The sequence below is a fragment of the Cutibacterium equinum genome (genome assembly GCF_028021195.1).
Classification (GTDB): domain Bacteria; phylum Actinomycetota; class Actinomycetes; order Propionibacteriales; family Propionibacteriaceae; genus Cutibacterium; species Cutibacterium equinum.
The window spans coordinates 617,095-629,875 of sequence record NZ_CP115668.1 but is presented as its reverse complement, the minus strand read 5'-3'; the positions used below and the strand labels follow the sequence as shown (position 1 = coordinate 629,875).

Below are 12,781 nucleotides of genomic sequence, written 5' to 3'. Positions count from 1 at the left end.
GTGCCGAGGACTGTTGTCGGCACGACGTCGCGCTGTCATGTTGACGTCACCGTCATGTCACATGAGCGCGATGGACTGGCACGGTACGTCGTAGAGAGGACGAATCATGCATCGCCACCTGACCCGAGGCCTTGCGGCCACCGCCTGCGCCGCTGCCCTCATCTGCCCGCTGGCCACGGGAGTTGCTTCCGCCGAACCGACCACCGACGCCATCGAGGTGTTCACCGGGGATGCCCCGGTGTTGGCCGAAGAGCCGAATGGCGTCAAGATCACCGACAGCGGATTCGGGTCGGCCTTCGCCCATCGCAACGGAGATCCTGACGACATCTACTACGGTCTGACCGACCGCGGCCCCAACACTGACTCTGATGCCGACAACGAGAAGATCGAGCCGGTCAAGTTCCAGCCCTCGATCGCCAAGTTCCGTCTGGTCAACGGCCACATGGACCTCGTGAAGCGCATCGGCTTGGTGGCCAAGGACGGCACCCCGATGAACGGTGCGGTCAATCCGGAGGCATCCACTGGCGAGACGATCGTTGACATCAATGGCCAGGAAATTGCCCCCTCGGCGGCTGGCATCGACTCCGAGGGTCTGGTCGTGGCCGATGACGGCACCTTCTGGGTCTCCGATGAGTACGGCCCCTATGTCGTCCATTTCGACGCCGAAGGCCATGAGATCTCCCGTCTCAAGCCCTTCGACGGCACCCTTCCGGGCGAGCTGGCCTTCCGTACCCCGAACCGCGGCATGGAGGGTCTGACCCTGACCCCGGACGGCAAGACCCTGGTCGGAACCATGCAGTCAGCACTGCAGACCCCGGACCTGTCTGGCAGCTCCAAGAAGGTCCCCTTCGTCCGCATCGTCACCATCGACGTCAAGAGCGGGAAGATCACTGGCCAGTACCTGTACCAGATGCACCTGAGCGAGGCCAAAACGTCGGTCTCCGAGATCACGGCTCTGGGTAACCACACCCTGCTCGTCGACGAGCGTGACGGCGCCCCGGGTAAGGACACCTTCAAGCGTCTGTACAAGATCGACCTGTCCCAGGCCACCAACATCAACGACGTGAAGTCCATCCCGGGGGCGACCTACGACGCCGACAAGGGTGGTCTGCTCATCGAGGGCAAGTCCCTTGAGGGTCTCGTCTCGGCTGACAAGTCGGCCAAGAACGACGAGCAGAAGGCCACCGAGATTCTCACTTCCCACGGTGTCAAGCCGGCTGTTGGTGAGCTGTACCTCGACGTCACCAAGCTGGTGTGGACTTCTGACCCGTCCGGCAACACCTTCCCCCATGACAAGGTGGAGGGAGTTGCGGTGACCCACGGCGGGGCCACTGTCACGCTGTCGAACGACTCCGACTTCGGCATCATCGGCATCGTCAAGGGATCCAAGAACCCCTTCCAGCTCGTCTCGAAGAACTTCGGCACTGACGAGTCCCGTCAGGACGTGGGCGAGTCCATGAAGGTGCACATGAACTCCCTGCCGCAGGACCTGCGCGGACCGGCATACCGCAAGGCTGAGTTCACCGTTGCCGGCAATGTCGCGACCGGCAAGAACCTCGAGCCTGACACCGGTTACGTCGTGGCTGTCGACGGCACCGAGGTCGACACCATGACGACCGACGCCAAGGGTTCGGGATCCCTCGATCTGCCGGCCCTGGCTGCTGGCGACCACGAGGTGACCCTGTCCTTGGCCCAGTCCGTGGTTTCCCAGGTCACGGTGACCACGCCGGCCTCGACAGCCCCGGCCACCTCAGCTCCGACGACCGCCGCTCCTAGTGCCTCAGCCCCGGCTGACGGCCGCGGTCACGCTCTGCCGCACACTGGCGTCTGATCGCCACACCTCAAGCGCCCGGACGGTTCGTCCGGGCGCTTGTTCGTCTGTACTCAAAGGCTGTCCCCACCCGCCGCACATGGATGGGATGCGCACCACTCAGTCTGCGATGAGCTCCACTCCGACTGCGTAGTGGGTGGGGGACGCGGGAACGTCGATGACAGTGCGTCCGTCACTGATCTGGGTGTCCAAGACTGGCCCACCGAGCACACGAGCCTGGCGGTATTGGCCATCAACGATGAGACGATCTGCGGCGACGACATCCGCATTGGCGACACCCCATGCAAACAGATGGGAGTCCTCCGTCGTGAGATACCACTCGAGGGTGTCACCCTGAGCAGTGATCTCGGGGGCAGCAGGACGAGCAGCCATGATGCCCTCGCCACAGACGTCCATCCACTGTCCGATCTCCTGGAGTCCGCGACGCACCGAGTCGGGCATGTGGCCGGTGGCGTCAGGGCCGATGCCGAGTAGATAGTTCCCGCCTCGCGAGACGATCTTGATGAGGTTCGCGATGATCACACTCGTCGGCTTGGCGGGGTCATCGGGCGACATGGCGCACCATTCCCTGGTCAGCGTCATGCAGGCTTCCCACGGATGGTCGATGACATCTGCAGGAATCTCTTGCTCCGGGGTCCGATAGTTCTCGTGGGGTCCGTGGACCGCCCGGTCGACGACGATGATTCCGGGCTGGACCTCGCGTGCCCGGGCGGCAATGTCGTCAATACCGATGGGTTCTTCGGGAGCGCGAACCCAACCTGCGTCGAGCCACAGCACATTCATCGGGCCGTAGTTGGAGAGAATTTCGGTGATCTGGTCCATGGTGAAATCGACGAACCGCTGCCAGCGCTGTGGTTGAGCCTCAATGTCGAAATTGTGGAAACGATCATGGATCGGCTGGGAACGGTCCCAGTAGCAGGGATGGGACCAATCGGCCTTGGAGAAATATGCGCCGGTTTCCAGTCCTGCGTCTCGGAAGGCGTCGACGACCTCGCGGAGGATGTCGCGACGTAGACCCGACGATTCTGACGTCGCCTTGAGGTTGGTGTAACCCGAGTCGTACATGCAGAACCCGTCGTGGTGCTTCGTCGTGAAAATGCAGTACGTCATCCCGGCGTCAGCGCAGGCTTGGGCCCATTGGGATGCGTCGAAGTCCTCTCCTCGGAAGGTTCTAGCCTGGTCGTAGTACCAGTCCTGATAACCGGCGTCGTCGCTCGGGTCGCCTGGAAATTGAGGCGATTTGTCGGTGAACCAGCCGAGGTCGTCACGATGCAGGGACCACGACCCTCCCTGACCAATGGCGGAGTAGATACCCCAGTGGATGATGACCCCGAAGGTGAGGTCCTGCCAGTGTTTGAGGTTCTTGACGACCAGGGGGTCAGTCGGCCACTGGTATCCGGGGTCCTCAGACCCTCCCAGTGCCCCGGCTGCCTCCAGCTCTGCAGGATCGAGATCGACATTGTCGGTCATGGTTCACTTCCTTGTGTTAACGGAAACGGCGTAGCAGCTCAGTGTCACAGGTACGTTATGTGGATGGGTGGCAGTGGCATGGTTCAGACCTTCGATTCGCCTTCCTCAGTACCACCGGTGACGTGGCGCTGGGACGCGGCGAACACCAAGAATATGGAAATTCTGACGGCGATGACGTCAGCGAGCACGATTCGGTCGGCGGTTCCGAGCGAGGACCGTGGTGTCGCACCAGCCGGATGGCTATCACTCCGTTGTCTACGTGGTATCCCTCAGAGCTGACAGCCGAAAACGGGGAGCGCCGGCCGCAACAGCAGTGACCACGATGGCGAGCACACTGACTGCCCACATCGTGACGGGTAGCGCCGCGATGGAGAGGTCGAAGGACTGATTCGCGTCGGTTGATCCGATCGCGGCATTGATCGCCCAACCAGCCAGAACTCCAACTACCAGTGACATCGACTGGGCCGGCAGGATCGTGACGATCATCTGCACCAGGAAGGACCTTCGCAGGACATGGGCGGGGGTACCCACGGCTTGTTGAGCAGCAATGGTGCGTCGCATTCGCCATCGCAGTTCGACAAACGCGACAGTGCACGCCACCAGGATCAGCAGGAATCCGGTCGCCAGGCCGCTACGCACGATTCCATGTTGTTGGATAAACGCCCGCCGGGTGTCGGAGTTCTCAGCCCCGGCCTGGACCTCATAGGACGGCGCGGTGGCGTGGAGTTGATCCACTAACCGATCAAGATCGCCAGTTGTGGAGTCTGCGGTGAACTCCACGTAGTCGGGAGTGAGGCCTGCCAGTCTCGGGTCGGTGCGAGCAAGGAGGGCGTCATCACCGTAGGTGACGGGCAGGTAGCTGACGGGCTTGATGGTCCGGGCCGTCGTGTGTTTGTCGTAACCAAAGGTCCATGTCGATGGCGCGTCTCGCCTCGTAGCCGGCATCCTTGGACAGGGTTGCGGGTCGGGATCGAAAGCGGCCAAATCGGCGCAGGATGCGGCGACGAGGGCACGGTCATCGGTCGTCATGTAGATCATGCGTCGTGGCCGGGTGATGCGCAGGAGGGCTTGCTGTTCGGTGGCGGTCCGATCGGCGAAGGGAACCTGGACGAGGACATGACGGGGATCCCCCTCGGTGGAGTGGGTACCAGAAATGAGGAACCCCGATCCAACCCCGGCCAGGCCGACCATGATCGCCAACGCGACCACCATCGCAACAGAACCCCGGTAGTAGGCTCTGGCCAGGGCCAACCCGAGACGAGTGGGCAGTCTCAGATGCTCGCGACCGGCGCACCATACGACGATGAGGTGGGCTGACATGACGGCGCCGAGAGTTCCAAGCACCGCCCCACCCATGATGTATCCAGCGCCTTGGTCCCCCAGGCGCTGGCCGTCATGAGCAAACGCCATCGTCAGACACATCCAGCCTTCCAGACCGATCGCAGCCACGACGAGGAGAAGACCAACGATCCCGAGAAGATGACGCACTGTCTCAAGCCGGGCGCTGCGGTGCGGGGGGCGGCGTGAAGCCAGCAACCTTCGCAGGGTACGCCGGGCCAACCGACCGCTCATGATCATCATGATGACGACGATGACCAGCCACGCCTGCCATCTCAGCCTCGCCTGCCAGGGCCACCAGGTTAGCCCGAGCACCCCGCTGGCTCCGAGGGCTTTTTGAACAGGAATGAACAGCGCCAACCCGAGCAGAGCCCCCAAGCCAGCGGTCCCGGAAACTTCGGCGGCGAAGACCCGGCCACACCAGTCGGGGTCGCATCCCATGCGCACCAGCGTCGTGAATCGGTCACGCCGCGAGGCAGCCGACAGACTCAGCGACGTCCACAACAACATGGCTGCCGGCAGCCCAACCAGTCCGATCATCTCGATCCACGCAGTAGGTGACAACACCCCAGAATCATCTGTCCCGGTCACGCCGAAGCCCTTCAGCTCGCGGCAACCAGCCTGATCGGGGGTGGTCGTAACCGAGAACAACTCGTCGGGTGAGGCCAAGGCGGCCCGATCCATCACCACCGGATCGACCGTGCCCAAGCTGGAAACTTTCACGACCCCGGCGTCCATCAGCGACTTCAGACGCGGGGAAACGATGGTATGACCCGGTTGAGGCCAGTGCTTCAGTCCAGGAGGCAGCAAACCAGCAGGGTGGTTCACCACGAAACTCGTCCAGGGTGTGCCGTCGACCTGTAATTCCTGCACCTTGAGGCCGGTATGCCCGCTTTCCAGCTTGCCCGGAGCAAGGATGGGGGTCCGGGCATCACGTACTTCCTGCTGCTGGACGGTGACGCGGGGCATGGTGATACCCACCGCCAGCCCCAGTGTTGCCAGGGCCACGCCCACAACCATCACCAGTGATCGAATCAGATCATGACGGCTTGCTCCACGGCTCAATCGCAACGCCAGACGCAAGCCTGTCACGCCGCGTCTCCCATGATCTGTCCATCGGCCAGGCGAATGATCCGGGCGTTTTTCGGCAACGTGTGCTCATCATGGGTCACCATCACCAAGGTGGAACCTTCAGCGCGAACCAGATCGTCGAGCAGACCGATCACGGCATGGCGGTTCGTCGTGTCCAAGGCGCCAGTAGGTTCGTCGGCCAGGACGACCGCCGGACGGTGCGCGAGGGCACGACCCACGGCTGCACGCTGCGCCTGGCCTCCTGACACTTCACTGGGTCGTCGCTTGCTGCTCTCACCGAGGTCAAGGATCTCGGCAAGGTGGTCGGCGCGCTTCAGTGCGTCCCGACGCCCAGTGCCAAGGAGCTCAAGAGGCAGGGCAATGTTGTCACGCAATGTGAGCTCGGGAACCAGCTCAGAGTTCTGAAACACCAAGCCGATCGTTCGCAACCGCCACGCTGCACGCTGTCTGTCATCCAGCCTGTATACGTCGACATCCCCATGTACGACCCGTCCTTTGGTCGGCGCCTCCAAACCAGCAAGACACATCAACAATGTCGACTTTCCCGAGCCAGAAGCACCGACGATCACGTTCACCGATTCCGGAGACATAACCAGCGAGACACCATCCAATGCGGGTCGGCTCGCATGGGGGAACTGGACAACCAAGTCATAACAAGTCAATGAATATCGATCAGCCATCAGGTATCCGATCCATGGGCGCCAGAGCGCGGTCATCACTCGCGGTACAGTCTTTCGACGCAGTGGTCACCATACCAATGTTCGGCGCACACCTGGACCCGAAGATCTGCCGCACGCAGAGTATCCCCGGGGCTCACATCAGAATTGACGCTCACCTTGCCACCAATATTCACGTATCCGATTCTCGTCCACGAATACCCTTGCTGGCGAACATTGACATGACCCGAGTTTGATCCAGTGACGCCATGTCATTATAACTCTCGCAACGCCGACACAAACAAGTTCGTCACTATTGCATTCTTTCGCCTACGGAACACTGTCCATTCGTACAACCGACCCCAGAGATCCCCATCTACGCATGCCCCCCTTGCCCCCACTCCCGCACCCCCAACTTGACTTTATGCTTCAAGACGCATAATTATGCATCATGCGGTGTCGCCCGACGCCGCCGTAGCGAAGGACCGTCCCATGAAAACTCTGCGCCATGCCGCCGGTGCCACCCTGGCCGTCGTAGCCCTTGCCATCAGCGGATGTACCCATGCCTCCGAGGAGTCTGCGACCCCCAAGGCGGAGTCCAGCAAGCCCGGCACCCCGTCAAATGCCCAGATCATCGACTCCATCAAGACTGATCCCACCATCGCAGCGATGGTCCCCGACGACATCAAGAAATCCGGCACCCTCCGTAACGGCGCGGCCGCCAACTACGCACCTGCTGAGTTCATCGACACTGACGGCTCAACCGTCGTCGGCTTCGACGTCGACTACGTCACTGCTGTCGGCAAGCTCATGGGCCTAACAGTGACGACCGCCAATGCGGCCTTCCCCAGCCTCATCCCTGCCATCGGATCCAAGTACGACCTCAGCGTCTCCTCCTTCACCATCACTTCGGAGCGCCAGAAACAGGTCACCATGACCTCCTACTTCAAAGCTGGGTTCTCGATGGCCGTCCCGAAGGGAAACCCCAAGAAGATCTCCCCCGACGATCTGTGTGGACACTCCGTGGCGGTACAGACCGGTACTGCCCAGGAGACCGCCGCCCAGCAAAAGTCGACGGAGTGCACCAAGGCCGGCAAGAAGCCCATTGACCTGCTTTCTTATGTATCCCAGTCCGACGCCACCACGAACGTCGTCGGTGGCAAAGCCGATGTCCTCTACGCCGACTCGGTCATCACTGCCTATGCCATCAAACAGACCTCCAAACTCGAGGCTCTCGGCGGCATCACTGACGCATCCCTGTTCGGCGTCGTCACCGCCAAGAATGACGGCGGACTCTCCAAAGCCATCCAGGTGGCTACCCAAAAACTCATCGACGACGGGACCATGAAGAAGCTGCTGGCCTCATGGGGCACCGAGGACGGTCTCATCAAGACCTCCGAGGTCAACCCTGAGCCGTGATCGCACCCGAGTGAAAGGCACTACGGTGGCACACCACCACGCCAACATCCCGAATCGCATCCGGGCACGCGACGTCGCACATCCGGGAACCTGGATCGCGGCCATCATCGTTGCCCTGTTGGTACTGATCTTCCTCCAGGGACTCGTCACGAACCCCAACTACCAGTGGTCGGTGGTGTGGCTATACCTACGTGACGTCAAAATCGTCACCGGCATCGGCTACACCATCCTGCTGACCTTCGCCGCGATGCTGTTGGGAACAGCAGTAGCCCTCCTCACGGCCATCATGAGGCAGTCCCGCAACCCGGTGCTGCGCGCTGTCTCGTGGGCCTACATCTTCGTCTTCCGCGGCGTCCCGGTGTACACCCAGTTGGTGTTCTGGGGACTGCTGGCCGTGCTGTACCCGACGATGTCCATCGGAGTGCCTTTCGGTGGTCCCCAATTGGCCAGCGCCGAGACCGAGAAGGTCGTCACCGCCCTGGCTGCTGCCATCATCGGCCTGGGCCTCAACGAGGGAGCCTACCTGGCCGAGATCATCCGTGCCGGTTTGGAGTCGGTCGATGCGGGACAGACGGAGGCAGCAAAGGCCCTGGGTATGAAGCCGTCCCTCATCATGAGCCGCATCATCATTCCCCAAGCCATGCGGGTCATCATCCCGCCGCTGGGCAACGAGACCATCGGCATGCTCAAGACGACCTCCTTGGTGTTGGCCGTGCCCTTCACCCTCGACCTGCAGTACGCCACGAACGCCATCGCCAACCGCATCTACGCACCGATACCGTTGCTCATCGTCGCCGCCTTCTGGTACCTCGTCATGACGAGTGTCCTCATGATCGGGCAACATTTCCTCGAGCAGTACTTCGGTCGTGGTCTCAACGGGAAGTCCTCATCGAAGCGGCTGCGTCGCCAGGCCGCCATCCAGGCAGCCGGCACCACGCACAAGAACATCGCCCTGGAGGTCGAGCAGTGAGCACATCCACAGCAGAGTCTGCAGGCACCGAACCGATGGTGCGCATCAAGGGGTTGCACAAGGAATTCGGGCCACTCCACATCCTCAAAGGAATTGACCTCGACGTCGCATCCGGGGAGGTGTGCGTCCTCCTTGGGCCTTCCGGCTCGGGAAAGTCCACGCTATTGCGCTGCATCAACCAGTTGGAGACCTTTGAGGCCGGTGAGATCTGGGTCGGTGGACAGCGTATCGGCTACGAGCACGATCCCCTACCGGATGGACGCCTCAAGCGGCTTTCCGACAAGGACATCGCAGCCCAGCGGGCACGCATTGGCATGGTGTTCCAGCGATTCAACCTCTTTCCTCACATGACTGCCCTGGGAAACGTCATGGAGGCGCCTGTCAACGTGTCCGGACTGTCCAAGGAGGAGGCCAAGCCGCTGGCCATGTCCCTGTTGGAGCGAGTCGGCATGGCTGATCGCGCTGACCACTACCCCGCCGAGCTGTCCGGTGGCCAGCAGCAGCGCGTCGCCATTGCCCGCGCGATGGCCATGAAGCCCGAACTCATGCTCTTCGACGAGCCGACCTCGGCCCTCGACCCCGAGCTCGTCGGTGAGGTGCTGAGCGTCCTCAAGGATCTCGCGCGCGAGGGCATGACGATGATCGTCGTCACCCACGAGATGGGATTTGCCCGCGAGGTTGCCGACCATGTCGTCTTCATGGACGGGGGTGTCGTCGTCGAGGCAGGCTCCCCCACCGACGTCATCAATCACCCGAAATCGCAGCGTCTGCAGGGATTCATCAATTCCGTGCTGTGAGTTGTGCGGTCGAGGTGACACACTGACGGTGTGCATGACGACCAGATGATCAGGCTCGGCCAGTACCTCAAGTTCGCCAACCTCGCCGACACTGGCGGTCAGGCTCGTGAACTCATCGCTTCGGGGCACGTCAGCGTCAACGGAGAGGTTGAAACTCGGCGTGGACGCCAACTTCATCCCGGCGACGAAGTGAGTGTCACCAGCGGCGGCCAGACCGTCACCGAGACCGTCGATCTCACCGAGCCCGACGTTCCCTGGTGATGACGAACCCGACATAAGACGTGGCCCGGACCGTACGGTCCGGGCCACGTTCTGCTCTCAGCGGTGCAAAAGGTAGCCGCTTCGGTAGCCGCCGTTTCTGTAGGCGTTTCTGGCTGACGCAACGGCCTTGCGGGCGTCGACGATACCCGTGCCACACGCTGCGTCGCAGCGAGCATAATTCACCGATTGCTTGAGGATCGCCTCAATCTGATCCGGGGAGAGGTTCGGGTTGGCAGACAGCATGAGGGCGGCAACCGCAGACACGTGCGGGGCAGCCTGGGAGGTGCCCTCCATGTAGCCGTAGGCCGGGGCCTGCGGGGTCGTCTTGCCAGTATTAACCGTCGAGAGGATCAGGTCGCCGGTGTAATCGTCTCCACCAGGAGCGGAAAGGTCAACGGTCCAGCCCCAGTTTGAGAAGTAGGACCTAGCGCCAGTCTGTCCGGTCGCTCCCACAACAACGACGCCGCGGCAGTTTCCGGGGGTCGATTTGCTGGCATCCATATTCTCGTTGCCAGCAGCGACGATGATCGTCGCACCACGGGACCTGGCGTAATCAATGGCGCGTTGGTAGCTCGTCGGGCAGTAGGAGCTACGGCCCCCCAGGCTCATGTTGATGACCTTGGCGGGGTGGCGGTTGGTGGGAACGCCGGGGACCTCACCACCCGCGGACCAGGTGATGGCGTCGGCGATGTCGACGTCAGTTCCACCGCAGTGCCCCAGAGCGCGCACCGGAAGGATATTGGAATCAGGGGCGGCACCTGCGATACCGCGACCGTTGTTCGTCGAAGCCCCAATAATGCCGGCAACGTGGCTACCATGCCAGGAGGAATCGTGAGGGAGGCTACCGGGACCGCAGTCGCCGGCCCGAGTCCAGTCGCCCTCGTCAGAAGGATCGGCATCTCGACCGTCGCCATCGCCAGCAACGTAACGGTTGGAGATGAAGTCGTAGCCCGGCAAAAGCTTGTCATCCAGGTCAGGGTGCCGAATGATGCCGGAGTCGATGACGGCGACCGTCACCCCAGAACCAATGCTGGTCGACCACGCTCCCGGGGCGTCGATGCCCTTGTCGGAGTTCAGGCCCCACTGACGGCCCCAGTACCGGTCGTTCGGAGTGAACGAAACCGCTGCGGTGCGGCCCCTCGTCTCGCTCCGCTCGTTAATCGTCATGTGGAGAACTGGCTCAACGGACTCCACCTCAGGGTTCCGCTCCAGCTCCGTCTTGAATGCCTTGGCAGCTTTGGCGTCGAGCCCCTTCGACGTCTGCACCGACATCGAATGGTTGGCTCGGGCCATGGAACCCACCACGCGGGTCCCGCGCGCCTTGGCAGCATGCTCAAAGGTTCCTCGCAGAGACTTCAGGTGCGCTCGATCAGCGGAATTAGCGTGGGACACGCTGCGGGTAGAAGTCGAAGCGCCCTTGAGGTGAACAACGAACTCGCTAGTGGTCTTCACAGATTCAGAAGTGCGCAGTGGTGCAGTGGCGAAGCCATCAGCCGCATTACTGGGGACAGCACTAGCGGCAAGAGATACGCCAGTGACCGCGCAGAGTAACAAGGTTGTGATACGACGTGATGTCATGCATCCACTTCCTCTCAGTAGGTTGATTGGGAAATCACAACCTACTGTGACAAGGGGTCATCCACGAGCCAAGACCGTAAAAGCTCTCAGAAACTGATAGAGAAAACCCTTCTGGAGCGGACAAAAGTCGGTGTTTTAGTCTCCATGCGTCCCCAACAAAGCACCGAGAAGACCGAGAATCTCACCTTTCCCGACTAGATGCTTCTCCGGTAATGTTCGGTCAAGAACCGCTGGTCATCTCTCCTTGCGCCCACGGCAGGCTGGGGACGGCACGAGCAAAGGCCCGCAAGATCTGCTCGGCACCTTCCAAGGCGTTGGTGGCCTCGGTGCCCAGCCCGGCTTCAATCTGCTCGGCGACCCGCTGGACGGAAGCATCGGTGTCCAAGGATTCGAGGATCTCGTTTCGGACCATGTTCCACAGCCACTCACGCTGCTGCTCAATACGGCGAACCTGCAAGGAGCCGTCCTGGTCAAGGTAAGCGCGGTGGTCGACAACGGCCTGCCAGACGTCGTCAAGCCCTTCCTTGGTGTAGGAAGAGCAGGTCAGCACCGGGACGCGGCGCTTGTCGGCGTCGGAGGAGACGAGCTTCATGGCGATCGACAGATCCCGGGCGGAGACACGCGCGTTGGCGGCATTGTCGCCCTCGGCCTTGTTGACTGCCACGACGTCCGCCAACTCCAGGATGCCCTTCTTGATGCCCTGCAACTGGTCGCCAGTACCCGCGACGGACAGCATGAGGAAGGTGTCGACCATCCCGGCCACGGCAACCTCGGACTGTCCGACGCCGACAGTCTCGACGAGAACCACGTTGTAGCCGGCAGCCTCCATGACGATCATGGCCTCGCGAGTGGCCCGGGCAACGCCACCCAGGTGGCCACCCGAGGGCGAGGGTCGCACGAAAGCCTCGTCACGGTTGCACAGATCCCCCATGCGGGTGCGGTCGCCGAGGATCGAGCCGCCGGTACGAGTCGAGGAGGGATCGACGGCCAGGACGGCAACGTTGTAGTTGAACTCATCGATGAGCTTGGTGCCCATGGCGTTGATGAAGGTGGACTTGCCAGCGCCAGGGACGCCCGAGATGCCGACCCGAATGGCATCACCGGTGTGCGGAGCCAGCAGACGCAGCATTTCACGCGCCTTCTCACGATGGGCCGGTTTGCTCGACTCCACCAGAGTCAGCGCTTTGGCAATGTGCTGGCGGCTACCTGCCAGGACTTGCTCAACCAGTTCGTGGACGTCGATCGGCATGATCACCATTTCCTTCATCGGGCGGGTATGTCTACCGTACCGCCCACGAGCAACGTTCACCGCTGAGGACCCATAGCCGGTGGTTGTCAGCCGTGGATGCCGGTGGCCCCTGGAACCTCG

9 protein-coding genes and 1 pseudogene are annotated in these 12,781 nt (G+C 61.9%); 5 read left to right on the top strand and 5 right to left on the bottom strand.

The annotated features are described in order from the left end of the window. Positions 1 to 106: 106 nt before the first annotated feature. A pseudogene (locus O6R08_RS02850) lies at positions 107 to 1,357 on the top strand (esterase-like activity of phytase family protein); the annotation flags it as partial. Positions 1,358 to 1,930: 573 nt separating this feature from the next. Here O6R08_RS02850 and O6R08_RS02845 read toward each other — a convergent pair. The 3 genes from O6R08_RS02845 to O6R08_RS02835 form a co-directional block, all read right to left on the bottom strand. Beyond that, the gene (locus tag O6R08_RS02845) at positions 1,931 to 3,301 is read right to left on the bottom strand and encodes an alpha-L-fucosidase (protein ID WP_271418652.1); all 1,371 of its coding nucleotides are present in this window, start codon (positions 3,299 to 3,301) and stop codon (positions 1,931 to 1,933) included. A 255-nt stretch (positions 3,302 to 3,556) separates the two neighbouring features. Next, on the bottom strand, positions 3,557 to 5,659 hold the full coding sequence (locus tag O6R08_RS02840) for an ABC transporter permease family protein (protein WP_271418651.1): 2,103 nt from the start codon (positions 5,657 to 5,659) through the stop codon (positions 3,557 to 3,559). Positions 5,660 to 5,727: 68 nt separating this feature from the next. Next, complete coding sequence (locus O6R08_RS02835) at positions 5,728 to 6,411, bottom strand: ABC transporter ATP-binding protein (RefSeq protein ID WP_271419191.1); 684 nt, start codon at positions 6,409 to 6,411, stop codon at positions 5,728 to 5,730. A 468-nt stretch (positions 6,412 to 6,879) separates the two neighbouring features. Here O6R08_RS02835 and O6R08_RS02830 point away from each other — a divergent pair, with 468 nt between their 5' ends. From O6R08_RS02830 to O6R08_RS02815, 4 genes are all read left to right on the top strand, one after another. Further along, positions 6,880 to 7,806 (top strand): ABC transporter substrate-binding protein, encoded by a 927-nt coding sequence (locus O6R08_RS02830; RefSeq protein ID WP_271418650.1) that lies wholly within the window; start codon positions 6,880 to 6,882, stop codon positions 7,804 to 7,806. A gap of 247 nt (positions 7,807 to 8,053) precedes the next feature. Then, the gene (locus tag O6R08_RS02825) at positions 8,054 to 8,776 is read left to right on the top strand and encodes an amino acid ABC transporter permease (RefSeq protein WP_333907915.1); all 723 of its coding nucleotides are present in this window, start codon (positions 8,054 to 8,056) and stop codon (positions 8,774 to 8,776) included. Positions 8,777 to 8,811: 35 nt separating this feature from the next. Further along, entirely contained in the window at positions 8,812 to 9,573 is a 762-nt protein-coding gene (locus O6R08_RS02820; RefSeq protein ID WP_271419189.1) for an amino acid ABC transporter ATP-binding protein, read from the top strand. Positions 9,574 to 9,618: 45 nt separating this feature from the next. Then, complete coding sequence (locus O6R08_RS02815) at positions 9,619 to 9,834, top strand: RNA-binding S4 domain-containing protein (RefSeq protein WP_271419188.1); 216 nt, start codon at positions 9,619 to 9,621, stop codon at positions 9,832 to 9,834. 57 nt (positions 9,835 to 9,891) lie between these two features. On the opposite strand, the gene O6R08_RS02810 is transcribed toward O6R08_RS02815, so the two are convergent. Beyond that, on the bottom strand, positions 9,892 to 11,412 hold the full coding sequence (locus O6R08_RS02810) for a S8 family peptidase (RefSeq protein WP_271418649.1): 1,521 nt from the start codon (positions 11,410 to 11,412) through the stop codon (positions 9,892 to 9,894). A gap of 220 nt (positions 11,413 to 11,632) precedes the next feature. Next, positions 11,633 to 12,679, bottom strand: a complete 1,047-nt coding sequence (gene meaB, locus O6R08_RS02805; protein WP_271418648.1) for a methylmalonyl Co-A mutase-associated GTPase MeaB — start codon at positions 12,677 to 12,679, stop codon at positions 11,633 to 11,635. Positions 12,680 to 12,781: the final 102 nt, after the last annotated feature.

Excerpts from the sequence above, each read along its gene's own strand:
- O6R08_RS02820 (WP_271419189.1), top strand. The coding sequence starts at position 8,812 with ATGGTGCGCATCAAGGGGTTGCACAAGGAATTCGGGCCACTCCACATC.
- O6R08_RS02815 (WP_271419188.1), top strand. The coding sequence starts at position 9,619 with ATGATCAGGCTCGGCCAGTACCTCAAGTTCGCCAACCTCGCCGACACT.
- O6R08_RS02810 (WP_271418649.1), bottom strand. The coding sequence starts at position 11,412 with ATGACATCACGTCGTATCACAACCTTGTTACTCTGCGCGGTCACTGGC.
- O6R08_RS02835 (WP_271419191.1), bottom strand. The coding sequence starts at position 6,411 with ATGGCTGATCGATATTCATTGACTTGTTATGACTTGGTTGTCCAGTTC.
- O6R08_RS02830 (WP_271418650.1), top strand. The coding sequence starts at position 6,880 with ATGAAAACTCTGCGCCATGCCGCCGGTGCCACCCTGGCCGTCGTAGCC.
- O6R08_RS02825 (WP_333907915.1), top strand. The coding sequence starts at position 8,054 with ATGCTGTTGGGAACAGCAGTAGCCCTCCTCACGGCCATCATGAGGCAG.
- O6R08_RS02840 (WP_271418651.1), bottom strand. The coding sequence starts at position 5,659 with ATGGTTGTGGGCGTGGCCCTGGCAACACTGGGGCTGGCGGTGGGTATC.
- meaB (WP_271418648.1), bottom strand. The coding sequence starts at position 12,679 with ATGAAGGAAATGGTGATCATGCCGATCGACGTCCACGAACTGGTTGAG.
- O6R08_RS02845 (WP_271418652.1), bottom strand. The coding sequence starts at position 3,301 with ATGACCGACAATGTCGATCTCGATCCTGCAGAGCTGGAGGCAGCCGGG.